This window comes from Acinetobacter sp. BSP-28, from assembly GCF_044130285.1.
Lineage (GTDB): Bacteria > Pseudomonadota > Gammaproteobacteria > Pseudomonadales > Moraxellaceae > Acinetobacter.
In genome coordinates, this window is the sequence record NZ_JBIQOB010000008.1 from 31,969 (window position 1) to 55,860 (window position 23,892).

At 39.4% G+C, this 23,892-nt stretch carries 22 protein-coding genes; 9 read left to right on the forward strand and 13 right to left on the reverse strand.

Annotated features, from left to right (window positions below; all coding sequences use genetic code 11):
- Positions 1 to 153 precede the first annotated feature (153 nt).
- Positions 154 to 1,956, forward strand: a complete 1,803-nt coding sequence (locus ACE01R_RS07490; protein ID WP_395550062.1) for an acyl-CoA dehydrogenase C-terminal domain-containing protein — start codon at positions 154 to 156, stop codon at positions 1,954 to 1,956.
- A 170-nt stretch (positions 1,957 to 2,126) separates the two neighbouring features.
- The gene (locus tag ACE01R_RS07495; protein ID WP_395550063.1) at positions 2,127 to 3,908 is read left to right on the forward strand and encodes an acyl-CoA dehydrogenase C-terminal domain-containing protein; all 1,782 of its coding nucleotides are present in this window, start codon (positions 2,127 to 2,129) and stop codon (positions 3,906 to 3,908) included.
- 66 nt (positions 3,909 to 3,974) lie between these two features.
- Here the strand turns inward: ACE01R_RS07495 and ACE01R_RS07500 are convergent, their stop codons facing one another.
- A complete protein-coding gene (locus ACE01R_RS07500) occupies positions 3,975 to 4,184 on the reverse strand; it encodes a hypothetical protein (protein WP_395550064.1) in 210 nt (69 codons plus the stop codon).
- Positions 4,185 to 4,363: 179 nt separating this feature from the next.
- Between ACE01R_RS07500 and ACE01R_RS07505 the strand changes: the two genes are divergently transcribed.
- The gene (locus tag ACE01R_RS07505) at positions 4,364 to 4,861 is read left to right on the forward strand and encodes a phosphate-starvation-inducible protein PsiE (RefSeq protein ID WP_395550065.1); all 498 of its coding nucleotides are present in this window, start codon (positions 4,364 to 4,366) and stop codon (positions 4,859 to 4,861) included.
- Positions 4,862 to 4,953: 92 nt separating this feature from the next.
- Here the strand turns inward: ACE01R_RS07505 and ACE01R_RS07510 are convergent, their stop codons facing one another.
- Positions 4,954 to 5,412, reverse strand: coding sequence for an RcnB family protein (locus tag ACE01R_RS07510; RefSeq protein WP_395550066.1), 459 nt, complete (start codon positions 5,410 to 5,412; stop codon positions 4,954 to 4,956).
- A 184-nt stretch (positions 5,413 to 5,596) separates the two neighbouring features.
- On the opposite strand from ACE01R_RS07510, the gene ACE01R_RS07515 reads away from it, so the two are divergent.
- Positions 5,597 to 6,049: a hypothetical protein gene (locus ACE01R_RS07515; protein ID WP_395550067.1), complete on the forward strand. Its 453-nt coding sequence runs from the start codon at positions 5,597 to 5,599 to the stop codon at positions 6,047 to 6,049.
- An 86-nt stretch (positions 6,050 to 6,135) separates the two neighbouring features.
- On the opposite strand, the gene ACE01R_RS07520 is transcribed toward ACE01R_RS07515, so the two are convergent.
- Complete coding sequence (locus ACE01R_RS07520) at positions 6,136 to 7,599, reverse strand: phospholipase D family protein (RefSeq protein ID WP_395550068.1); 1,464 nt, start codon at positions 7,597 to 7,599, stop codon at positions 6,136 to 6,138.
- Positions 7,600 to 7,705: 106 nt separating this feature from the next.
- Positions 7,706 to 9,814 (reverse strand): zinc piracy TonB-dependent receptor ZnuD, encoded by a 2,109-nt coding sequence (gene znuD, locus ACE01R_RS07525; RefSeq protein WP_395550069.1) that lies wholly within the window; start codon positions 9,812 to 9,814, stop codon positions 7,706 to 7,708.
- A 425-nt stretch (positions 9,815 to 10,239) separates the two neighbouring features.
- Here znuD and ACE01R_RS07530 point away from each other — a divergent pair, with 425 nt between their 5' ends.
- The 4 genes from ACE01R_RS07530 (at position 10,240) to ACE01R_RS07545 (ending at position 14,953) form a co-directional block, all read left to right on the forward strand.
- Positions 10,240 to 11,535, forward strand: a complete 1,296-nt coding sequence (locus ACE01R_RS07530; protein WP_395550070.1) for an O-antigen ligase family protein — start codon at positions 10,240 to 10,242, stop codon at positions 11,533 to 11,535.
- Positions 11,536 to 11,662: 127 nt separating this feature from the next.
- On the forward strand, positions 11,663 to 13,453 hold the full coding sequence (gene aspS, locus ACE01R_RS07535) for an aspartate--tRNA ligase (protein ID WP_395550076.1): 1,791 nt from the start codon (positions 11,663 to 11,665) through the stop codon (positions 13,451 to 13,453).
- Positions 13,454 to 13,743: 290 nt separating this feature from the next.
- Positions 13,744 to 14,610, forward strand: coding sequence for a lysophospholipid acyltransferase family protein (locus tag ACE01R_RS07540; protein WP_395550084.1), 867 nt, complete (start codon positions 13,744 to 13,746; stop codon positions 14,608 to 14,610).
- A gap of 121 nt (positions 14,611 to 14,731) precedes the next feature.
- A complete protein-coding gene (locus ACE01R_RS07545) occupies positions 14,732 to 14,953 on the forward strand; it encodes a hypothetical protein (RefSeq protein ID WP_395550091.1) in 222 nt (73 codons plus the stop codon).
- A 104-nt stretch (positions 14,954 to 15,057) separates the two neighbouring features.
- Here the strand turns inward: ACE01R_RS07545 and ACE01R_RS07550 are convergent, their stop codons facing one another.
- Both ACE01R_RS07550 and ACE01R_RS07555 read right to left on the reverse strand, forming a co-directional pair.
- Entirely contained in the window at positions 15,058 to 15,828 is a 771-nt protein-coding gene (locus tag ACE01R_RS07550; protein ID WP_395550094.1) for a glycosyltransferase family 25 protein, read from the reverse strand.
- Positions 15,829 to 15,841: 13 nt separating this feature from the next.
- On the reverse strand, positions 15,842 to 16,603 hold the full coding sequence (locus ACE01R_RS07555) for a glycosyltransferase family 25 protein (protein ID WP_395550096.1): 762 nt from the start codon (positions 16,601 to 16,603) through the stop codon (positions 15,842 to 15,844).
- A gap of 79 nt (positions 16,604 to 16,682) precedes the next feature.
- On the opposite strand from ACE01R_RS07555, the gene ACE01R_RS07560 reads away from it, so the two are divergent.
- The gene (locus tag ACE01R_RS07560) at positions 16,683 to 17,567 is read left to right on the forward strand and encodes a hypothetical protein (protein WP_395550098.1); all 885 of its coding nucleotides are present in this window, start codon (positions 16,683 to 16,685) and stop codon (positions 17,565 to 17,567) included.
- Here the strand turns inward: ACE01R_RS07560 and ACE01R_RS07565 are convergent, their stop codons facing one another.
- From ACE01R_RS07565 to ACE01R_RS07595, 7 genes are all read right to left on the reverse strand, one after another.
- Positions 17,568 to 18,602: a glycosyltransferase gene (locus ACE01R_RS07565; protein WP_395550099.1), complete on the reverse strand. Its 1,035-nt coding sequence runs from the start codon at positions 18,600 to 18,602 to the stop codon at positions 17,568 to 17,570.
- Positions 18,599 to 19,378: a glycosyltransferase family 2 protein gene (locus ACE01R_RS07570; RefSeq protein ID WP_395550300.1), complete on the reverse strand. Its 780-nt coding sequence runs from the start codon at positions 19,376 to 19,378 to the stop codon at positions 18,599 to 18,601. The genes ACE01R_RS07565 and ACE01R_RS07570 overlap by 4 nt, the downstream gene beginning before the upstream one ends.
- Positions 19,372 to 20,127 (reverse strand): polysaccharide deacetylase family protein, encoded by a 756-nt coding sequence (locus tag ACE01R_RS07575; protein ID WP_395550301.1) that lies wholly within the window; start codon positions 20,125 to 20,127, stop codon positions 19,372 to 19,374. The genes ACE01R_RS07570 and ACE01R_RS07575 overlap by 7 nt, the downstream gene beginning before the upstream one ends.
- Positions 20,124 to 21,152, reverse strand: a complete 1,029-nt coding sequence (locus ACE01R_RS07580; RefSeq protein ID WP_395550100.1) for a glycosyltransferase — start codon at positions 21,150 to 21,152, stop codon at positions 20,124 to 20,126. Before ACE01R_RS07580 ends, ACE01R_RS07575 begins: the two co-directional genes overlap by 4 nt.
- Positions 21,153 to 21,164: 12 nt before the next feature.
- Positions 21,165 to 22,046, reverse strand: a complete 882-nt coding sequence (locus ACE01R_RS07585; protein ID WP_395550101.1) for a mitochondrial fission ELM1 family protein — start codon at positions 22,044 to 22,046, stop codon at positions 21,165 to 21,167.
- A gap of 41 nt (positions 22,047 to 22,087) precedes the next feature.
- Positions 22,088 to 22,864, reverse strand: a complete 777-nt coding sequence (locus tag ACE01R_RS07590) for a GT-D fold domain-containing glycosyltransferase (protein WP_395550102.1) — start codon at positions 22,862 to 22,864, stop codon at positions 22,088 to 22,090.
- Positions 22,865 to 22,958: 94 nt separating this feature from the next.
- Positions 22,959 to 23,885 (reverse strand): branched-chain amino acid transaminase, encoded by a 927-nt coding sequence (locus ACE01R_RS07595; protein WP_395550103.1) that lies wholly within the window; start codon positions 23,883 to 23,885, stop codon positions 22,959 to 22,961.
- Between the last annotated feature and the right edge of the window lie 7 nt (positions 23,886 to 23,892).

A 23,892-nucleotide genomic window follows, 5' to 3' on the forward strand; every position in this document is an offset into this window, starting at 1 on the left:
TTGACTTTACAGTCACCAAGAAAACGTATGCAAACGCTTGTACCAAGTAAGAAGATGTTGCACGATTAAGCCATACAAATACGTGTCATAGAAGGCACGTTTCAATGTTTATTAGGATTATAAGCTGGTTAAACCAGTATTGAGGAAACCGATATGCCACAATACAAAGCGCCCTTACGTGATATGCAATTTGTGCTACATGAATTGTTAAATGCTGAACAACATTATGCAAACTTACCTGCATTTCAAGAAACCGTAAGCCGTGAATTGGTTGATCAATATTTAGAAGCTGCTGCTGATTTCTGTGAAAATGAACTTTCGCCTTTGAACCAGGTGGGCGACCGCGAAGGTTGTACCTGGAACGACGGTGTTGTTACTACTCCGACTGGTTTTAAAGAAGCGTACCAAAAATATATCGAATTGGGCTTCCCATCACTTTCTGCTGAAGAACAATATGGCGGTCAAGCATTGCCTGTTTCTTTAGGCAACGTGATCTCTGAAATGGTCGGTACATCAAACTGGGCATGGGGCATGTACCCTGGCCTTTCACACGGTGCCGTGCGTACTTTAGAACATCACGGTTCTCAAGAACAAAAAGACACTTACCTGCCTAACCTGGTTTCAGGTGTTTGGACAGGTACCATGTGTTTAACAGAATCTCACGCAGGTTCTGACCTAGGTATCATCCGTACCAAAGCTGAACCAAATGCAGATGGCAGCTATGCAATTTCTGGCGAGAAAATCTTTATCTCTGCTGGTGAACACGACATGGCGGACAACATTGTTCACATCGTGTTAGCGCGTCTTCCAGGTGCACCTAAAGGCACTAAAGGTATTTCACTATTCATCGTTCCTAAGTTTAACGTGAATGCCGACGGTTCGCTTGGCGAACGCAATGCCGTACGTTGTGGTTCAATTGAACACAAAATGGGTATCCATGGTAACGCAACGTGTGTAATCAACTTTGATAACGCAAAAGGCTTCCTGATTGGCCCTGAAAACCGCGGCTTAAACTGCATGTTCACTTTCATGAACACTGCCCGTATTGGTACTGCGGTACAAGGTCTTTCTGCTTCTGAAGGCGCGTTCCAAGGTGCATTGGCTTATGCCAAAGACCGTTTGGCAATGCGTTCACTTTCAGGTGTTAAAGCGCCAGAAAAAGAAGCGGATCCGATTATTGTTCACCCTGCTGTACGTAACATGCTGTTGACGCAAAAATCTTTTGCGGAAGCTGGTCGTGCATTGGTTTACTTATTGTCCTTCTATGCTGACATTGTAGAGCAAGGTGCAACTGAAGAAGAACGCAAGACTGCAGACAACATGTTGTCATTGCTTACCCCTATCGCGAAAGCATTCTTAACTGAAACTGGTTCTGAATCTGCGAAACACGGTGTTCAAGTCTTCGGTGGTCATGGCTTCATTTCTGAACACGGCATGGAACAGATTGTACGTGATACACGTATCGCTTGCTTGTACGAAGGAACCACTGAAATTCAGGCGCTTGACTTGTTAGGCCGTAAAGTTTTGGGTACTCAAGGTGCAATGTTGAAAGACTTCACCAAGGTCATCCACAAATTCTGCGAAGCCAACAAAGACAATGCTGCAATGAAAGAATTTGTTGAACCACTTGCTACTCTAAACAAAGAGTGGGGTGATTTGACTATGCAGATTGGTATGCGTGCAATGCAAAACCCGGATGAAGTGGGCGCTGCTGCAGTCGATTACCTATACTTCTCTGGTTATGTAACGCTTGCTTACCTATGGGCTCGCATGGCGCTTGTTGCTAAAGAAACATTGGCTGCTGGTACGACTGATGTAGATTTCTACAATGCGAAAGTGACCACTGCACGTTTCTACTTCAAGAAAATTCTGCCACGCGTTCGCTCACACGTTGACGTGATTGCGGGTGGTGTTGAGCCATTAATGTCTTTAGATGCTGAACACTTCGCATTCTAAGAGCATGATGTTTTAAACTGATGTGAGAAAAAGGACGGTCATGCTTTTGACAGTCCTTTTTCTTTATCAAAACAAGACCAAAATTAATCTTTAGTCGTCTAACAACATGAATTTTCATGTAATAGACTCATGAAACCGAACTGAATCAAACAATAAACAGGTGACTCACTATGCCAATCTATAATGCGCCTCTTGCGGATATGAAATTCATCCTTAATGATGTTTTTAATGCAGAACAATTCTGGCAAAACAATGAAAATCTTGCTCATGTTGATGCAGCAACAGCAGAAGCCATTCTTGAAGAAATGGCGAAATTTGCGCAAAACGTGACTTTGCCTTTGAACCGTACCGGTGATGAAGAAGGTGCAACATATAGCAACGGTAATGTGACTACCCCTGCTGGCTTTAAAGAAGCCTTCAAACAATATGCCGAAGGCGGCTGGATTGGCCTGGGTGCTGACGCTGAATGGGGCGGTCAGGAAATGCCAAAAATGCTGACCGTACTTTCTGATGAAATGCTGTTTGCAACCAACCCATCTTTCATGCTCTACCCGCTTCTGTCTGTCGGTGCAGGTATGGCATTAAACAGCTATGCTTCCCAAGAGCAAAAAGAAACTTATCTACCTAAAATCTACTCTGGCGAATGGTCAGGTACCATGTGCTTGACCGAGCCACATGCGGGTACTGACTTAGGCATTATCAAAACCAAAGCAGAACGTAATGAAGACGGTACTTACAACATTACCGGTACCAAAATTTTCATTACCGGGGGTGACCATGATCTGGCTGAAAACATCATTCATCTGGTCCTTGCGAAAACTCCAGATGCACCTGCCGGTTCACGTGGTATTTCATTGTTCATCGTACCGAAATTCCTGGTGAATGAAGATGGTTCTTTAGGTGAACGCAATGCCGCAGGCCCAGGTTCAATCGAACACAAGATGGGCATTAAAGCCTCTGCGACTTGCGTGATGAACTTTGATGGCGCTAAAGGTTATCTGGTCGGTAAAGAAAATGAAGGCTTGGCTGCCATGTTCATAATGATGAACTATGAACGTTTATCGATGGGTATTCAAGGTCTAGGTGCTTCTGAATTTGCTTACCAAAACGCTGCGCAATATGCGACAGATCGTTTACAAGGCCGTAGCGCTTCTGGCATTCAGTCTCCAAACAAACCTGCGGACAGCATTTTAGTACACGGCGATGTGCGCCGTATGTTGCTCAATGCGCGTGCCAATAATGAAGCATCTCGTGCTTTCGCTGTCTACGTGGGTCAACAGCTGGATATCACCAAGTTCTCGACTGATGCCGAAGCGGTGAAAAAAGCCAATGACCGTGTTGCGCTATTAACACCAATCGCAAAAGCTTACCTGACTGACACTGCATTTAACGCAACTTTAGATGCGCAAATGGTGTTTGGTGGTCATGGCTTCATTCGTGAATGGGGCATGGAACAGTGTATCCGTGACTTGCGTATCTCACAGATTTACGAAGGGACCAACGGTGTTCAATCTCAAGACTTGATCGGCCGTAAGACCATTAAATGTGGCGGTACATTCATTGCAGAATACATCCAGGAAATTCGTGATTTTACCAATGGCCTAGATGCTGATCTTAACTTCATCAAAGATGCCACTTTAGATGCAGCAGCAGAAGTTGAATCGGTAACGCAATATATTCTGCAAGCCAGCAAAGAGAATATCGACTTCCCGAATGCAGCAGCAGTGGATTATCTGCATGCAGTGGGTCTGCTTAGCTTCTCTTACATGTTTGCAAAAATTGCCAACGCAGCGAAAGCCAAAGATGGCGAGTTCTATCAAAACAAACTTGCACTTACACTTTACTTTGTACAACGCATTCTGCCTGAACTTGCACTACGTATTACTAAAGTAAAAGCTGGTGCTGAAGTGGTGATGAACTTTTCTGAAGACTACTTTACTAACCAGGCTTAATTTTGAACAAAAATAAGCTATAAAAAACGCCTGCATATGCAGGCGTTTTTTTATGTCTAAAATTGCTTAGATCTTTTCGACAATAATAGAATCTGAAACTTTTTTATTACTCTGCGCATCTTGATTAAGTTTCACAATTTTAATCACACCATCAGCTTGTAAATTTTCGCATAACGCAATCAGCTTCTGCATTTCATCCATTTTAATCCCTGAACCTAAAATAAGTTTTTTACCATTTTGTAAATTATTAATTTTTGTTTGAATTGTTTCTAACATTTTCTTTTCCCTGATCAATGAAATAACCCTTCATACATTACATGAATTTCGTATAAAAAAAATACAATCACTTAATTTTTTATCATCTTTCATTTTTTATTCTTTAATGTGCATGAAACTTGCATACTATTTAATAATCAATTTCATACAAACAATCATTCAAGATACAGGAGGAAAAGATGCCAAAACCAGATAGCAAAGTTGAAAAAATTGAAACCCTCCTCGACCGTTTCGGAAATATTGCCGTAGAAAGCTTTCATTATATTGCCCTGTTCATTATTGGTTGTATGGTGATCTGGTCTGCCGGACATACGGTATTTGAAATTTTAACCATTAAACAGTTTGCAACCATCGACGATATTTTACTGTTATTTATTTATCTGGAACTGGGTGCCATGGTCGGTATTTATTTTAAAACCAATCATATGCCGGTACGTTTTTTAATTTATATTGCCATTACTGCCCTGACCCGTTTACTTATTTCAGATATCCAGCATGACCATAAAGCCGATATGGACTTGGTTATTATTACCGGTTCGATTCTGATTTTAGCTTTTTCCATTTTAGTGGTTCGTTATGCCTCTTGGACTTATCCATCGGTGATTCGAGATAAACACTCAGAAAAGCCATTACCTGAAGGTAAAACACCACAACCGCAAGATGATGAACTGGCGTAATGCTATTTGTTCCCTCTCCTGAGCGCACTTTAAAGCACTGCTTTTAAAGTGAAGCGCAAGTGAGGGTCAGGGAGAGGTTTAAAATCAGCAAATCAACGATTCGGCACCAGCACATAACGACCATTTTCAAATATCCAATGGCTGCCAGTCGGTGGTGCAGGCAAACCTAAACGTTGCCAATCACTGATAAAAGTCGTGTTTGAACTTTCAATTCGGGCCGTTCTCGGATCTCCATTCACCCAGCTATAGCTTTGAGAATTGTGTGTGATGGTCGTGGGTGCCTGATATTGAATGCTAATGCCATTCTGAATGGTCGGATAATTCTGATGATGCGGTGGACGCTGCGGATAATTCGGATAGTGCTGTGGATAATGTTGCTGCTGATGTGGATAGTGATTTTGAGGATAACTGTTTTGTGGGTAATGGGGACGATGCTGATACCTGGTGGTATCTACCCCGCGATAATTTGACCAGCGGTTTTCCGCCTGCGTTGTTGCAGAAGCCCCCAAGAGCATCATGCCACTCAAAGCATAAAGAACTGCTAATTTCATAAGAGCCACCCAACATACTGTATAAAACTTATTTTAATCCCTAGTTTAGGATAAAAAATGAATAAAAAAACAACAAATGCAACGTTTTGTAAATGAAATATTTCGCGGATTTTCTCCTGAGACACATCCCGGCTCAAATAATGAATATGCTAAAATGCTGTTTTTTATTATGGGATCAAACAGAGTGTCTGATTTAAGTTTTGACCGCCTACATCAATTCTTTTGCAAGGTTCCAAGTATTCAAGAATCTTTAATTAATGCCTATGGTTCAGATGGTCATCATGCTTGGTGGTTTAAATTTCAAATCAATGTTGAACATCCTCTAGCATGGCAAACAGTGCAGGAACTGGGTCATGTATTGAATTACATTTCCAAAAATGAACGTTTACCGACCCAGTTTTTACCCGTATCTCCTCCACCTTATATGAATGGTGAAGCCAAAGAATTTTTGGCCTGGGTCATTCAGTGCAATCATCCCGATTTTTCACCCGATGTGGTCTGTGACTGGTTAGAAGCGCGTTTGCCCCAGCCGGTTGAAGATGAAAACCAGTGGAAAATTAAAACGGATTTGCATGAGCTGGATAAACTCTCTGACAAAGATCTGGATAAAATGATTCCGCCTAATCCGCAACAATAAAAAATCGCTTGATTACCTCTCCCTAACCCTCTCCTGAAAGGAGAGGGAACCCCTTCTCCCAGAGGGAGAAGGTTGGGATGAGGGACTTAAAACGTCGACAACCCGCTCCACTCCATAAAACGATAAATCACATATTTCAGTTTCGATTCATCTGCATATTGACTGTAATCCACACTCATCTTTTTGCCATCCAAATTTGACCAAACACTATCAAAATAAGCTTGAGCATCAGTAAATACAGAGGCTTGTGATGAACCGACTACCCGCAAATTGGTTTCCAGATTATAATTTTTGATGTTCCGTGCAGTGAAATTTGCAGACCCCAAAATCAGGTCAGACTGCTGTGCATTTGATTTAATGATCATCTTGCTATGACATTGCTCACCTTGGGTATTACACCAACGTACCGGCACACCCGCATCATTCAGTTCAGAAGCCACCTGGCGGTTAGGAATACCATTTTTCTGACGCCCAAAAGCATCCTTATTCGGATCGAGCAAGACACGAACTTTTACCCCACGCTGATGCGCTGCGATTAAGGCCTTCACAATATGACGTTCAGACAAATAGAACATGGCTAAATCAATCTGCTCTTTGGGCTTGGCAGTTTCAATCAGTTTGAGTGTTGCATCGTAAATTGCTTTTTCAGTCAGTACCTGAACCTGAGGCAAAGACTGATCCCCCTCAAACTCACCAATAATAACCATTGGAATGTCACCTTTAGACATTCGGCCGATTGCTTGCTCAGTCTTCAATACATCAATGGCTGTATTTCCCGACACCAGCAAGGCAACATTGGAGTGACGAGAACTGCCATCATGCGGATTGGCTGAAGTTACCAAAGCTTTCCAGCCCTGAGCCGTATCTACCACTAAGGTTTTACGATGATTAGCCTTGAAATTAAACAGATTAAAATAACTGCGCAGGGTAATTTTTTCCTGACCAAACGGATTGCTCAACCAGCCTTTTTCAGGATTATTGCCGGCATCCTGACAACAGAGATACCAGAAGCCCGACCATAATGGATTGGATGCACGGAGTGGTCTTAAATCCGTTTCAATCACATCAATGCCTGCGTTGCGTAACTGACGATAATGCTCGGGGGCAATCCCACCATAGACTGAATTAATCGGGTCAGTAATCACCTTAATTTCGATATTGGGCTGTACACCACGTTTTAAAATCAAGGCATCCGTGAGTTGTTGTGCCAATGCCTGATGAGCTATTGTCGATTCCCCCACTTCGCTATTGAATAAAAACATGTCCAGTACAATGGTCGTTTGCGCTTCATCAATCAACTTTAACATTTCATTAAAAATATGATGGTCTTGCTGCTGTTTCCCACTTGCATCCAGATAGGTTTGATCTGCGATGAACTTCACCTCGGCATGACGCAACTTACCGGTAAAATTCAGACCTTCAGGCAAAGGTTTATAGGTATGATAAATAGCTGATGAGAGATATCCCAAAGCCAGCAAACCGATGATCACACTGACATAGCGATGGCGTGACCAATTCAGTTTCTGATGAATTCGTTGAAAAATACGCATAACAAAAAACCTAGTCCAATGCCATCAGACTAGGTTTTATTGCTTTATTTTTCAAGAGGATTTCTGTTTTCCCTGCTTGAATGGTCCGAACTCAGATCACTTTGGCCTAGAAACCAAATTCCAAACCAACGGTAAAGTTACGACCCACTTGCGGAATATTCGACAGGAATGAAGCATGTGAATAGACTTGATCATCCAGCAGGTTATTGGCCTTAAAGTAGACACGGTAATCATTGCGATCTTTCAATTGACCAGCATAAGAAAGTCCCAGATTCAGCATGTTGTAGCCGTTGGTTTCCTGTTCATAGCTGGTAATTTTGTCTTGTTTAAACACATGGTAAAACTCCGCCAGACCCGACCAGTGATCATCAAAGCTTGCGTCCACTTTGGTTCCTAGACGACCTGCTGGAACACGAGGTGCATTTTCACTCTCGATTTTGCCACGCACATAATCACCAAATACACTCAGCTTGTATATGTCATTGATTTGATAACCAGCTTGTGCTTCAGTGCCATAAAATTTGGCTTTATCTTGGGTGTAATTAATACCACGCAGGTTGCCTTGTTCTGCAACCGTCGCACCATAAATATAATCATCAAACCAGTTATGATAAACATGCACATGATAGTCAAGTTTATCGCCTTCATAGTGCAGACCCAGTTCCAGATTGTTGGAACGTTCCTTATCCAGATCCGGATTACCGACTTCATAGGTATTGGTGGCAAAATGCATACCATCTGCATAGAGTTCCTGAGCCAGCGGCAAACGTTGCTGATGTGAACCAACCAATGACAATTTATAGTTTGGTGCAAATGCCCAGTTGGCAGCTGCAGAAGCCGATACACCAGTTCCCGAATAATCTTTTTGCTCGGACTCTACTTTGACTTTTTGATGTTCAACACGGGCACCCAGCTCCACATGAATATCACCTAGCTGCTTATGTTCCAAGGCAAATAGGCTGTATTTTTCAGTTTTTGTGTTCGGCATCACCACACTTGAACCATGTACATGATGCTCTTCATCATTTTCATCACCCTCTACATGATCATCATGTTCGGATGCAGCAAGATCAATTTTCTGCTGACTATACTGGGTTCCAATCACGCCTTCCCAGCCTGCGACAGGAACATGGACAAGCTCCAAACGGCCATCATAACCTTTGCTCTTGAAGTTGCTGATGACCTCATTTTCTTCCAGTTCATCATGCTCATAATCGGTAAAGCTGGCATGGGCACGCAGTTTCTCAAAACCGCCAAATGGATTATTCAGTTCGGTGCGTAGATCATAACGCTCAGACTTTAAATCCACCCATGGTCCACCATGGTCTTCTTCATGTGCTAGCGCATCTGGATCTGGCGTTGGACAACCGTGAAAATGATCACCATGTAATACACAACCATGATATTCATGGCTATGTCCCGGCAAACCATATTCATCCTGACGGTTGCTATAAGAAAGTCCGACAAAACCGCGGTCATGAATCCATGACCCCCCGATATTCACCGTCTGGCCTTCAGAAAAAGTATTCGCGACTCGGCGTTCTTTCTCTAACTCACCCTCATGTTCATGAAAATAATCTGGTGCAATATAGTCATTAGCTTTACGTTTCGAACCTTCTACGCGCAGGGCAAAGTTTTCACCAACTGCTGCCGTTACTCCCGCACTGGCCAGCTTTTCATCACTGCCCGTGTTGTAACGTAAACCTACCTGACCTTCATAACCCTTTTCAGGCATTTGCGTTGGAATTTTATTATCTGTGACATTGACCAGTCCACCGACTGTTCCTGTGCTATACAACAAAGTCGATGGTCCACGAATAATCTCAACCTGTTTTGCCAGAATCGGATCAACCGTCACGGCATGGTCAGGCGACAAAGTCGAGACATCAGCCGTTTCAGAGGCATGTTGCAGGACCTTGACCCGTGGACCATCTTGCCCGCGGATTACTGGACGGCTTGAACCTGAGCCATACTGGTTCGAAGACACCCCCAGCTCACCTGCCAAAGCATCACCAATGGTCGTACTGCCTTCGGCAAGCTTTTTATGATCAATGACCTGATCAGCCACAGCAAAATCCGCCGCTGTTTGTACCAGTGGATGTGCCTGTAATTTGAGAGTGGCTAGTTGTTGAGTTTGACTATCCTCATCAGCAAAAACAGCCGGGGCAATGACGGCAAAAATAGAAAGTGTAATTAAATTCTTATGAAGAAGCATGGAACTGACTCAAGGCTGCAATTTCTGAATAATGTTATAATATAACATTTCATTTTCTTTGCAAGAAAAACATTTTCTTCCACATGCTGTAGTTGCAATTAGCACAATAGAGTCAGATTTATACCGCTTATTTACTTAGGAAAATTCTAATACCACACATTTATGAGGATCACTGATCCATTTTTGCTTATGAATTGAATTAATTTTTCGTGTTCTTTGGTATTTATTGTCTAAAGTATCATCATACAATTAAGATACTTACCCTATCAGCCATTCATACACTACATATTTTAAGATTACCCCAAAAAACCAAAATAAAAACAAGTAATTGAATTGTATAATATTTTTTAAATTAAAATAAAATAATAATCGGTTGAATTAGATTTAAAAACAGTTAAAATATTTTTTTTAACTAAAAATGTGCGATGTTACATTCTAAATTTTTTGAGACTGAAAATTTTATTTATTTTTTCACTACCTCCCTTTATTTAATTTTTTTCTTTAATTTAACCATAAATGATGGTTCTGACAGTTCTTTACTTAAATTTTTTGCATTTTTAGCTATTTTATTATTCTTTATTAGAAAGATTAAATTCTCTACCAATCTATATTTTATTCTAATTACAATTACTCCATTTGTATTTATTAGCTTAAATGAAATAATCTTAAATAAAGATATTATTCCCAGCACTCAATTAGCGTGGTTTTCATATACTTCAAAAATATATAAATCTCAATTTATATACACATTATTTTTTCTTTTTCTACCATCATTAATATTAAATACAAAATTCTCTAGCGAAGTTTTTTTTAAAATAATTAATATCAATATTATAATATCAATTTCATTTAACTTTTATATAAATTTCAATTTTAATTTCAATAGAGATTTAATTGCTAAAGAACTTAACCCTGTAATTCTTTATGACTATTCTTTAATTGCCATAAGTTTATTAACATTATGTTATGGATTCTATAAAAATAATAAAACAGCCTACATTTTTATATCTTTAAGTTTGATTAACATTTTATTAATTTGTCTCCATGGCTCTAGAGGTTCATGGCTAGGTATACCAATTAGCTTTCTTATAATTTTTAGTTTTTTTTACAAGAAATGTTTTTTTAAAATTTTAACAATTTTGAGTGTAAGCTTATTACTAATAGTAGTTGCACTAATGATACCTAATAATCCAATACAAAAGAGACTACAAGAATTTAAGTCAGATGAATATAATATTACACATAATCAGAATTATAACTCCAGTGTAGGTACTCGATTATCTCTTTGGAAGCTTTCTTTAGAAAAATTCAAAGAGGCCCCAATTACTGGAATAGGAATTGTAGAGTTTAAAGAAGATATCTGTGAATTAAACCAACAAGGAAAAATTGGAGAATGTACAATTCATGCTCATAATATTTTCTTTCAAGTCCTAGCCACACATGGACTATTAGGGCTTTTAGCTTTATTAATACTTATAATTCTTCCAATTCAATTTTTTATACAATCGCTCAGAAAAAATTCTGACAATGAAGAGATAAGACTTCTATGTTGTGCGGGTATTTCTTTTATTGTTTACATCACCATCTGTGGTTTAACTGACTTCTATTTTTATGCTCCACGTCAAACTATACTTTATTATCTTGTAATATTTACTTTAATGTCTCTGATCATAAAAATTCATCAACGTGAATCATCAATTTTTTTTGCAGAAAGTAAGTGAGTAAGAATTTAGTAATGCGTATCCTTGTGACGACATTGATAAAGAGGCATAATTCAACATTCGAAAAAAGCGGTACGCTGTTTACGTATACGCTGACCTTAACCCATATAGTTGGATTTTTTACGCTATGATGCGAACTCATTACTGCGGCTCATTAACTGAAGCCCAAATTGACCAAACCGTAACATTATGCGGTTGGGTTCACCGTCGCCGTGACCACGGTGGTGTTATCTTCCTAGACATGCGTGACCGTGACGGTCTTGTTCAAGTGGTTATTGACCCAGATACGCCTGAAGCATTCGCAACTGCGGACAAATCACGTTCAGAATTCGTATTAAAAATTACAGGCCGTGTACGTCGTCGTTATGCAGGTACTGAAAACGCGAATATTACTAGCGGTCAAATCGAAGTTCTTGGTAAAGAAATCGAAGTTCTTGCTGCTTCTGAAACTCCGCCATTCCCATTGAATGACGAAAACACCAATATTTCTGAAGAAGTTCGTTTGAAATACCGCTTCTTGGACATCCGTCGTCCAGAAATGCTAGAGCGTCTTCGTTTCCGCTCTAAGTTAACCAACCTGATTCGTAACTACTTCGAAGAAAATGGTTTCTTAGATGTTGAAACACCGATTTTAACTCGTGCGACTCCAGAAGGTGCACGTGACTATTTAGTACCAAGTCGTGTATCAAATGGTAGCTTCTATGCGCTTCCACAATCTCCACAGCTGTTCAAACAGTTGTTGATGGTTGGTGGTATTGATCGTTACTACCAAATTGCTAAATGTTTCCGTGATGAAGACTTACGTGCTGACCGTCAGCCTGAATTTACACAAATCGACGTTGAAACATCGTTCATGAGTGACGATGACATCATGGATTTAATGGAACGTTTAACCGTTAAGATGTTCAAAGAACTTCTAAACGTTGAATTCGACAAATTCCCTCGTATGACTTATGCAGATGCAATGCGTGACTATGCATCTGACAAACCAGATATGCGTATTCCTTTGAAACTTGTTGACGTTGCAGACATGATGCAAGACGTTGAATTCAAAGTATTCGCAGGTCCTGCTAAAGATCCTAAAGGCCGTATCGTTGCACTTCGCGTACCAGGTGCTGGCGCTCTTCCACGTAGCCAAATCGACGAATATACTAAATTCGTGGGTATCTACGGTGCGAAAGGTTTGGCTTACATCAAAGTTAACGAACTTGAAAAAGGTATTGAAGGTCTTCAATCTCCAATCGTTAAATTCATCGAGCCAATCGTGCTTGATCTATTGAAACGTGTTGGTGCTGAAAATGGCGACATCGTATTCTTCGGTGCGGACAAAGCAAAAGTTGTAAATGATGCAATGGGTGCTTTACGTATTAAAGTTGGTCATGATATGAACATGGCTACTTGTGAGTGGGCTCCACTTTGGGTTGTTGACTTCCCAATGTTTGAAGAAACTGATGATGGCAAATGGACTTCTGTTCACCACCCATTCACACTACCTAAATCAAGCGTTGAAGAAGTGAAGAATAACCCAGGTGCAGCACTTTCAGTTGCTTACGATATGGTATTGAACGGTACTGAAATCGGTGGTGGTTCACTTCGTATCTTCAACCTAGAAATGCAAAAAGCAATCTTTGAAGCGCTTGGTATTTCTGAAGAAGAAGCGGAAGAGAAATTCAGCTTCTTGTTAAATGCATTAAAATTCGGTGCACCTCCACATGGTGGTTTGGCCTTCGGTCTTGACCGTTTAGTGATGTTGATGACTGGTTCATCTTCAATCCGTGATGTGATTGCATTCCCGAAAACAAAAACTGCTGAATGTCCATTGACTCAAGCACCTGCTCCAGTTGAAGGCAACCAATTACGTGATTTGGGTATTCGCTTACGTGAAAAACCTAAAGCTGAAACTAAACAAGAAGTTTGATGTTTTATTAATTCAGTGACAAAAACCCTGCTTAGGCAGGGTTTTTTTATTATTACAAAGATAGAATAGAAAATGACTGAAATTTTAATAATTTTTGATAGTGCTTCAATCCATAAACTCTCTGTGATATCTTGCTTAGCAATTAAATCCATGCGCAATATTACATTGATTTAGTTCATCCTCTTTTGTTCTTAATACTTTCTTCTTTTTGATTAGCTCTATTTTAGATTTTTAGACTGTTGTCAAAATTTCAATCCACCTAATATTTCAAAAGTCTGTCCAAAAAAATTATGTACTTTATTTTAAAACTTTTAGCCCTGTTGCCTTTACGTATATTACAGAATTTTGCCTTCTTTTTAGCATGGCTACTGTACATAAGTAATTCATCCTTTAAACGCATAACCTGTATTAATTTAAAGCTTGCTTATCCAGAGCTGACAATAGTACAAAGATCAAATCTGATCCATGACAGCATTCGCAGCCAGTGCTTAAGTTATGTAGAATGTATTAAATGTTGGGGCATGTCGCCTCAATACAGTTTAAAACTCTTAAATAAAATTCATGGTGCAAACTACTTAACAGAAGCTTTGACCAATCAAAAAGGCGTTATTGTAGTCGTGCCACATTTTGGTAGTTGGGAGCTATTAAATGCTTGGCTTTGTACACATACTCAACCAATGATTATGTATAAGCCAAATAAGATAAAAGGCATAAATCGCTATATTTTAGAATCACGTCAAAAGACTAATGCAATATTGGTTCCAGCCGATGAAACTGGTGTACGTTCTATTTTCAAATACTTAAAGCAAGGTGGTCTTACGGTAATTCTTCCCGATCATCTACCTAAATCTTCGGGAGGTATTTATGCTCATTTTTTTCAGCAAAATACCCTATCCGCTACCATTGTTTCTAAATTAGCACATAAAACTCAGTGTAATGTAGTTGGCTTAAGCTGTACAAGAAATCCCGATACTTCAAGTTTCGACATTCAATGTATTCCTCTATCGACGGAAATTTTATCAAAAGAGCTGCAGAAAAGTGTTGAATGCTTAAATCAAGAGATGGAGCTCATGATTACAAAAATGCCAGAGCAGTATATTTGGTCTTATAAACGCTTTAGAAATTGTTATGGAAATGTTAATCCCTATAGAGTTTAAATATCATATTTCCTTTCACATCTTAAGTTAGGCAAACAAAACACTAATATGGAATAAATTGAGATTGCTGATTGCTAATGGCATAATAGTCCTGTTTTTCTATTATTGAGTTAAGCAAGCTATGGCTATGCGTCCTGCCGTTCGTAATCGTGGCATTATGTTAATTGTATTTTCTGTTGTGCAGTGGCTATTTATGCGCTATATCCTAGCAAATGGCTTACTTAACATGGACACCAATGAACGCATTCTATATTTTTGTGTAAGTAGTTTAGGCGGGGCCTTACTTATTTTTGTCGGCTTGATCTATATGGTTTTGAAAGGAAATCAAGAAGAAGGAAACTGAACCTAGATTAAATTTAAAAAAACCGATCAATTTCAAATTTTGATCAGTTTTTTTGTGACTACTTTTACTCTATAAAACATAAAATTTAATTTATTATCAATCACTTAATAATATGTAGAATTAATTTTTTTTAATATAAATTTCATTAATGAATCAAGAAATTTATTTAATTTATTCTTTTTAACTTTTGGTTTGAACCCCTTAAATAATCTTTCAGACTCTAAAGAGCTTTGATACAAATAATTTTCAGTTATTTCAGGGTGCTCAAATAAATGCGTTGCATAAAAATTATAATTTTTACTTAAATATCTTAACTCTCCCCAGTGATCATAGATACGGGGAATTTCATGATAATCAACTAATAACTTTGCCATTGACTTATCAATAACATAAGCACAAGCATATGAAAATTTTGAGATATAATAAGGGTGCAATTTCAAAATATGTTTTCCAAATATTAATTTTTCTAATTTAGTACCCCTAACTTGATTGTTTATTTTCAATTGAATACCACAAAGACTGAATAAGAAGCATTCGGATAGATTGAGATTTTCTATCTGTTCTTCCAAAGAATTCAAATCAAAATGATTTATTTGAATTATGTCATCTTCAATTATTAATGCGTATTTCTCGTTCGATTTTATAAAATCTTTCAAGGATTTGACATGTGATAAAGTGCATCCAAGCTCGCCAGGACTTAAAGGTTCTATTTGCCTTGCAACGCCCATCTTGTAATATTCTAATATCGGTAAATCAATTCCGCGTACTCCTACTTTTATAAATTCATCTTTATAGCTTTTAAAAATACTTTGTTCAAAAAGATTGTTTAAACGCTTGCTATCAACACTCTCAATACTAATTAAATACTTTTTCATTTATTTACAAATTTTACTTAGGATATTTTTTATAGAAAAATTTCGCAATATTATACCTTAAAGGTGTACCAAAATAGCTTACTGGCACATCCGAGCTACCCACCCTTTCATTTTCAATCGAACTCAACTGATTATCTTGCTCACCTGCAAGAATGACTGGATGATCAACAATTGCTGTCATTAAAATTGATGCTGTTTGATTGAAATCAGTTAAACATCGCCAATCATCTGCAGCACGCAAAGGACGGTGATAATCAATCAAGGTTTGCGCAATTTCTCGATCGACAATATAGGCAACGGCATAACAAATTCTCTGATAAAAATCTGGTGATACTTTTAAAATTTTTTGCGATAAAAACTCTTGATCTAAAATCGTACCACGAACTTTTCGGCATTCTTTCATACGAATGCCCCCTATACTAAACAAGGTATTTTTAGGCAACTTAAGCCGAGTTAATTGCGCTGATAATTTTTCAATCGTTAGATCTTCAGGAAAAATTGCATCATCTTCAATGACAAGAGCATATTCATCATCCGTAGCTAAAAAGGCTTTTAACGCTTCTAAATGAGACAAAGTACATCCCACCATGCTAGGTGATAATGGTTTAGACCGGCCTTTTACGCCCAATTCAAAATATTGTTTAGCAGATAAATCCCCCCCCTTGATACCTACTTTGCAGAATTTAGTCTGCCCATCTTTAAAAAAAGGCTGGCTAAATAATTTATTTAAGCGAGGAGAATTATCTTCTTCAATACTAATGATGTAAGTTTTCATAAAATGTACCGCTTTTACCCTCATCGCATAATATCTAATGTAGAATTGGATAGATAGCCTTATATGTTTCCTTACTTATATGATGCGTACAATTTTAAAGAAGTGGTACAAATTTCAACAAAACCAACAGCTCAAAAAGTTTAATTCTCATTGGTACATGCGCTTTGGCTGGCTTGATCAACCATTAAAAAGCCAAGATCAGTTACATGATTTATTTGAAATCCATTCGCCTGGAAAATTCACCTTTGCAGACTGTTTTTATGTAGAGGAAAATGATCGTCATTTTATTTTCTTTGAAGAAGTGGATGATACCCATCCCGTTGGTTTTCTTTCAGTTTTAGAAGTATTTAAAGATGGTTCACACACCCAACCCCGGACCATTTTAAAATTGGATTATCACCTGTCTTACCCATGTGTATTTAAAATTAAAAATGACTGGTATATGATTCCTGAAACCTGTGCCAACAAGACCATAGAACTGTGGAAATGTATCGAGTTCCCTTTAAAATGGGAAAAGCATTCCAATATTCTAGAAGGTATTGAAGCAGTCGATAGCACACCTTTTTACCATGAAGGCATATGGTACCTGTTTAGCTCGACACGCAGAAACTGTAAAAAGTTTGGTGACCGTTTGGACCTGTTCTTTACTGAAGATATTCTCAACCCAAACTGGCAAGAACATCCACAAAACCCGGTGTGCAAAGGCCAGCAGCAGTTCCGTATGGCAGGCAAACCTTTTATTTACAATGGCAAACTGGTTCGACCGAGTCAGGATTCTCTCAAACGCTATGGTGGCAATATTGAGCTGAAAGAAATTATTCAGCTGAGCCCGACAGTTTATCAAGAGCAGCTTTTAGAAGTGATATTGCCAGACTGGAAGAGTGAAGACGATGGCTGTCACACCATTAATGCCGAAAATAACTTTGTGGTACTTGATGCCATTCGTTTATCTGCTAAACAGTAGTTAAGCTTTCAGCAAATGCTCATAAATATTGAGTGTTTGCTGTGTCATTGCAGCAACTGTCAATTCCGCTTTGGCTTGAGCAAATAAGGGCAGAAAATCCTGCTGGGCATTGGCATTCAACGCATTTTGAATGGCCTGCCGTAATCCCTGTACATCGCCAATTTCAGCTAAATAGGCTTCAGGCAGCCATTCAATCACACCATTAATCTTCGTTGCAGCCATGACTTTATCCGCCTGCAAGGCTTCTACCATCACCAAGGGAAAACCTTCCCGATCTGATGAAAGCACCACTACATCAGCCAACTGCACCAGATCGCGTGCATCGGTTCGAAAGCCTAAAAATGCGACCTGATTTTGCATATTCAATTCAGCAACTTGCTGTTCAAGTACCTGGCGTAACGAACCATCACCGACAATATACAAGTTGGCATCTACCCCCTGCATGGCCTGAATCAATAATGCAATATTTTTGACTGGCTCTAAACGGCCAATACACATCACATTTTTTTTACCCGCATCTAAGGCAGGAAAATTCTTATCAATGTCTGCTTTCAAAACCTGCTTTTGTGCATTTGTCAGGCTGGGCTGCGCATATACCCCATTATAAACCACATGGGCTTTCGACTCAGGAATCCCTTGTGTTAATGCCTGACTCACGGCAATGACTGCATCTCCCACCAGATAAGCAGATTTATTCTTTTTTGTACCGTGAACAGTCGTCACCACTTTGATATTTGCTAAAAATGTTCGAATCCGGGAAATCAGCTCCGCTGCCTTTCCGGCCTGCGCATGCACGATATCGGGCTGGATCTGTTGAATGAGTGATTTCAATTGCCACAATAAAAAGACATTCCAGCGACTACGGGCAAAATCTACAGCATGAAAATGCACATGCTGATTAAACTTTTCTGCATAACACGGATGCGCAATCATATGCACCTCATGCTGCAATGACATTTCATTGACCAAGTTAAACGTATGCTGTTCCAGGCCACCGATACCACCACTGGTTGCCAGAACCTGAACAATCTTCATGTCTTGTCCTGTTTATTCTTGGACGCATTTTGATACTGTTCAAACAGCTTGGCTTCTTTTAAAAAAGCATAAAATGCATTAATCATGCTGTTCACAAAACCACGCCAGCCATTCAAACAACTACGGCGGATAAAATAGGATTTCAAGAAAGTGACAGGCATGACCAAACTCAATTTTAGCAAGCTTGGCTTTTTGCCTTTTTGAAATTTCTCGGCAGCTTTCAAATTGGAATACTGGTTATTTTTTTCTACTTTAACGAAGATGCTTGATTCGCCGTAATGATAAATATCACCTTGTGCACGAACACTTTGACCATCGACAATCACATTTTCATGGACCTTATTTTCCAAGTCATAATGCCCTTTGCTTTTACGAAAAAAGCGTACTTTGGCATGTTTTTTTGTGTGTTTGCTGTTCGGCACACCCAAGAATACATCATTAATTGGCGTGATTAAGGCATCAATCTGATTGGCTTGAATGGTCTGGTCAATTTCATTTTTCAACTCGGCTGACAAAACTTCATCACCATCCAGATTCAGCACCCAATCATTTTTACACTGCGCCAGAGCCAGACTTTTTTGTCCGGCATAACCCTGCCAATCCTGGTGCGAAATACGCGTATTAGGAAATGACTGAGCAATGGTATAGGTATCATCTGTACTGCCAGAATCCAGAATAATCACTTCAGAAAAATCACGTACACTATTTAATGTATCTTCAAGCCATGCGCCGCAATTTAAAGTGACGATATAAACACTACATGGAATACTCATAATTTATAACGTCCTTTGGCTAAGGCAATACGCATTTGTAAGGTATTCATTGCCCCGTGTGTGCTGACACGAGGAATATTAAATTGATTTTCCGCTGTATAAGCTTCGACTTTTTTGCGTGTAGACACTGCATTTTTAAAGCCGATTTCTTTGGCCATTTGCTGATGCTTTTCATTAAAACGGCCAAAGGGATAAGCAAAACTTGGACAGCACCCCACCAACTTTTCTACATCCTGTTTGGAGGCCTGCATTTCTGCAAAAGCCTGTTCGTCAGACAGTTTCAGCAAATTGACATGATGCTGTGTATGCGCACCAAACTCGATAATGCCCGAATCAGACATTTCTCGAATCTGTTCAGGACTGAGTTTTTCAATGCCTTCGATTTGTGTGGCCAGGAAAATAGTCGCCTTGGCCTGGTATTTTTTCAGCAAAGGATAGGCATATTGATAATTATCTAAAAAGCCATCATCAAAGGATAATGCCACGATATTTTTTTGCCCTTGAAACTGGTCCAGTTCCGAAACAAAACAGAATGTAGACTGCTTTTTGCTCAAATACTGTAGCAGTTGCTCAAACTTGGCCGGTGGCATATTCATGCCTGAAGCTTCTGCATGTGGCGTGACTTGGTGCAGCATGACTATTCTTGGCAAATTGGCGCTACGAAATGGCAGCCAAAACGTATAATTTCCCAATAGATATAATACTGCCGCAAAGACGACTAGACCTAATACCACATACAGTAACCACATTATGCATATACCTCATGTGACCATTCATAAGCTTCAGATAAAGGCTGATCAAACGTCACTTCAAGCATAAACTGGCTAATTCGTTTAGCATTAAAACTGTTGCGCGTTTTTTGCCAACCCGCTTCTGCTATACGTTTTGCCTCAGCAGGATGTTCTGCATAAAATTTAATTTTTTCAGCCAAATCAAACTGGTCATCAAAGTAAACGATTTCTTGATCAGTATAAAGTTTATCGAAGCCTGGAATTCGTGGGCTAAATGTTAACAAGCCGTTGCCTGTGAGCTGCACAATCCGGTCGGAGCTATATAATGTGACATCATTTTTACGTGAATAATTCAGTCCCATACGCGATTCAGACAACACTTTATAATAGCCTTTACCATATACGCCCGGTTGTTCAAAACAGCCATAATACTGATATTGAATGTGATTATTCTTTAAGGTATCCGCCAAATCTTTAAGGAATTTTTCACGTTCTGGCTCTTTATACACTACGCCACAGAAAATAAATTCCTTATCAATCTTGCTTGATTCAAACTGTTTTAATTGCTCAACATTACGATGCCCGACATTGGGCATATAAGCCACTTTTAAATGCGGCTGCTTGAGTTTTTTCAGATATTCACCACCCGTGGTGCAGAAAATGGCATCCAGATAGGGTGAAAATTCACGCACAAAACCGAGTTTCTGTTCCAGATACAGTGGGTCCACATACCAAAAGGCAATTTTCGTTTGGGGATAACGCTGCTTGATTTCCTTGAGCACATTTGGACTCATCAAGTCACTATGCCCCACCAAAACCAGATCCGGCTCAATATTATCCACAATTTTTAGAATTTCTTTATTGGCCCAGTTCGCACCAAGTTTTTTGGTTTTGAATACCGTGCCCATACGCGCCATATCACGAAAACTGAAATCATAAACAAAATGACCATTTTCAATTAAACCCGCTGAAATTTTGCGGTCTGTACAGTAAAAATGCGCGCCTTGTTTATTAAAGCCAAAATTCGCGATATGTAAAATTTTCATGAAAAAACAACTCTATGTTTTCAATAATATATCAGCAACTCGCATTGCTTCATTCAGTTTTAAATTCAATAAATTGTGATGTTGTTGATCTGACAATGCTGTCGATAAAAGCTGATCTAACAAAGTGGTAATTCTATCAGATTTCAAACGGTCTATCGCCATAATCCCCACCTTACAACCCGCTGTTAAAGCCTCAAAAATCATGGAGACACTATCTTCAGTGACCCAAACCGCTTCGGCCTTTTGCATTTCCTCAAAAATCCAGCCTTGTGGCGTATCTTCAACTGGAAAAATCTGTAACTGCTTTGCATAAGGCTGTGCAAATAAATGTTCAAGAAATTCTTTCGGGGTACGGCGTGAAGTGGTTAAAATAATTTCAGCTTGTGGATTGTGCTGCACAATATTCTGAATCACCTCCAGCACCTTTTCTTCATTCCACTGATGACGTTTGGAAGAACCACCTAAAGCAATCAAAATACGATTGGCTTGATGGCGCTGTTCATCGACAATCGGGTTTAAAGCACCTTTAGTGGTGATGACATGCCTGGATTCAGGCACACCATCATGTTCAGGGATGATGGCGTAATCAAACCAGGCAAATGGAAAATTAGGTTTCATTAAAATGACAGTTTTCGCCTGAGGATATACTTTTCCCAGCAGCAGAACACGTGATTGGGTATGACTACCTACCCCCAAAATATAATCTGGCTTTTTTTCAAACAATGCCAATTGATGACTCAACATACCTTTTAACAGCGTGAAAATTGGCAATTTCTGAATGGAGATTTCCTGAAAATTCACTTCGATATTGCTTATGCGCTGCATGGCCTTATATAAACCGACTGCTTGCGAACGGTGTCCCGCTTTTCCATCACTGACGTAGACAATATGCATAGGGACAAATCCTCACAAGTACGGACTAAATTGACTGCTAATCAAACAGCTTTCTGCTGAAAAACCGCGTCATATGAACTAGTGATGTGACCAATATCCAATGCCTGATAGCCAATATCGGAAAAACGTTTGGCTAAAACCGTACCAGTAGGGCCTAAAGCAATCAAAATCAAACTGTTTTGCTCAGCAGTATTTCGCACTTCCGCAATAATCCTATCTACATCAGCATAAGCATTCGTCGCTTTCGAATAAATTATTTGACGCGCTGAAACATTATCAAACAGCATGTGTTCTAAATTTAGCTTAGACCCCTCACCTGTAATTAAAACAACTTTACGGTTCTGCCAGATTGATTTCCACGCTTGCACCGCTTGCTCTGGATACATGATGAAAAAATCTGGACGTGTCACCATAGAATGTCCATACATATGCTCAAGGCTCAGTTTTTGTTTTAAGTCTTTCCAGCGTACATACCAAAATTTTAGCCACCAATTGACTTCATCGTCGTCGCAAGCTGTCAACATGGTCGGCAAACATACCAACAATTTTTCATCTTGGTTTTTTAAGATATCTTCCAGTTCCATTGCGAGTGTAGGATCACTTTTCTGGAAATCAATATCATCACCATCCATTAGGGTGATTTCACCATCACCAAAACGCGCTAGTGATTTACCTTGTGCTACCTGCTGCAAAGTTTCCGGCATGGAATATAGCAATTTGTCTTCAAAATATTGTAAATCTGACTGATTTTTCGAAAACCAGCGTTTTTTATCCAGTTTGTACATTCTTTTTTTCATGCGCAGTTTAAATCTACGCATAGCCGACTCAAATGTCATTAAACACCTGCAGAATATCTATTAAATACAAAAAAGGCGAAACTTTCGTTCCGCCTCCTCATCTTAACCGATCAACTTATTTTACGTAAGTTAACCAGTGTGCATATTTAGGATCTTTACCCTGAACTGCATCAAAGAATGCTTTTTGGATTTTTGTCGTAATTGGACCACGACAGCCTTCACCAATGATACGGTCATCATATTCACGGATTGGCGTTACTTCAGCCGCAGTACCAGTGAAGAATGCTTCGTCACCGATATAGAATTCGTCACGTGTAATACGACGTTCAACCACTTCAATGCCCAAGTCTTTAGCAATGGTAATGATGGTTTGACGGGTAATACCATCTAAAGCACCGCCAGCGATATCAGGCGTATGCAATGCACCATCTTTTACCAAGAATACGTTTTCGCCAGAACCCTGACATACATAACCTTGCGGATCCATCAACATCGCTTCATCATAACCTGAATGTGCCACTTCCTGATGTGCAAGAATAGACAAAGTATAGTTACCAGACGCTTTTGCTTTACACATGGTCACGTTTGGATGGTGATGGGTAAATGATGAAGTTTTCACGCGAATACCTTTCGCCATTGCTTCTTCACCAAGGTAAGCACCCCAGCCCCATGCAGCTACAGTCGCATGAATGGTATTATTTGTTGCAGCAATACCGAGTTTTTCCGAACCGATAAAGATAATTGGACGCAAATAGCATGAAGCTAATTTATTTTCACGTACTACATCAATTTGAGCCTGCTCAAGTGCTGCCTGATCAAATGGAACATTCATTTGATAAATTTTTGCAGAGTTAAGCAAACGTTTTGTATGATCTTGGAGACGGAAAATCGCGGTACCATTTGGTGTTTCATAAGCACGGACACCCTCAAAGACACCCATACTGTAGTGTAATGTATGAGTTAGGACGTGGATTTTCGCCTCACGCCAGTCAACCATTTGTCCATCTTGCCAAATAAAACCATCACGATCAGCCAAATTCATGGCACAC

Coding starts and splice junctions, on each gene's coding strand:
- ACE01R_RS07580 (WP_395550100.1), bottom strand. CDS start 21,152: ATGAAAATTTTACATATCGCGAATTTTGGCTTTAATAAACAAGGCGCG.
- ACE01R_RS07495 (WP_395550063.1), top strand. CDS start 2,127: ATGCCAATCTATAATGCGCCTCTTGCGGATATGAAATTCATCCTTAAT.
- ACE01R_RS07585 (WP_395550101.1), bottom strand. CDS start 22,046: ATGCATATTGTCTACGTCAGTGATGGAAAAGCGGGACACCGTTCGCAA.
- ACE01R_RS07545 (WP_395550091.1), top strand. CDS start 14,732: ATGGCTATGCGTCCTGCCGTTCGTAATCGTGGCATTATGTTAATTGTA.
- ACE01R_RS07560 (WP_395550098.1), top strand. CDS start 16,683: ATGATGCGTACAATTTTAAAGAAGTGGTACAAATTTCAACAAAACCAA.
- ACE01R_RS07595 (WP_395550103.1), bottom strand. CDS start 23,885: ATGAATTTGGCTGATCGTGATGGTTTTATTTGGCAAGATGGACAAATG.
- ACE01R_RS07590 (WP_395550102.1), bottom strand. CDS start 22,864: ATGCGTAGATTTAAACTGCGCATGAAAAAAAGAATGTACAAACTGGAT.
- ACE01R_RS07510 (WP_395550066.1), bottom strand. CDS start 5,412: ATGAAATTAGCAGTTCTTTATGCTTTGAGTGGCATGATGCTCTTGGGG.
- ACE01R_RS07490 (WP_395550062.1), top strand. CDS start 154: ATGCCACAATACAAAGCGCCCTTACGTGATATGCAATTTGTGCTACAT.
- ACE01R_RS07550 (WP_395550094.1), bottom strand. CDS start 15,828: ATGAAAAAGTATTTAATTAGTATTGAGAGTGTTGATAGCAAGCGTTTA.
- ACE01R_RS07530 (WP_395550070.1), top strand. CDS start 10,240: ATGTTACATTCTAAATTTTTTGAGACTGAAAATTTTATTTATTTTTTC.
- ACE01R_RS07565 (WP_395550099.1), bottom strand. CDS start 18,602: ATGAAGATTGTTCAGGTTCTGGCAACCAGTGGTGGTATCGGTGGCCTG.
- ACE01R_RS07555 (WP_395550096.1), bottom strand. CDS start 16,603: ATGAAAACTTACATCATTAGTATTGAAGAAGATAATTCTCCTCGCTTA.
- ACE01R_RS07540 (WP_395550084.1), top strand. CDS start 13,744: ATGTACTTTATTTTAAAACTTTTAGCCCTGTTGCCTTTACGTATATTA.
- ACE01R_RS07500 (WP_395550064.1), bottom strand. CDS start 4,184: ATGTTAGAAACAATTCAAACAAAAATTAATAATTTACAAAATGGTAAA.
- aspS (WP_395550076.1), top strand. CDS start 11,663: ATGATGCGAACTCATTACTGCGGCTCATTAACTGAAGCCCAAATTGAC.
- ACE01R_RS07505 (WP_395550065.1), top strand. CDS start 4,364: ATGCCAAAACCAGATAGCAAAGTTGAAAAAATTGAAACCCTCCTCGAC.
- ACE01R_RS07520 (WP_395550068.1), bottom strand. CDS start 7,599: ATGCGTATTTTTCAACGAATTCATCAGAAACTGAATTGGTCACGCCAT.
- znuD (WP_395550069.1), bottom strand. CDS start 9,814: ATGCTTCTTCATAAGAATTTAATTACACTTTCTATTTTTGCCGTCATT.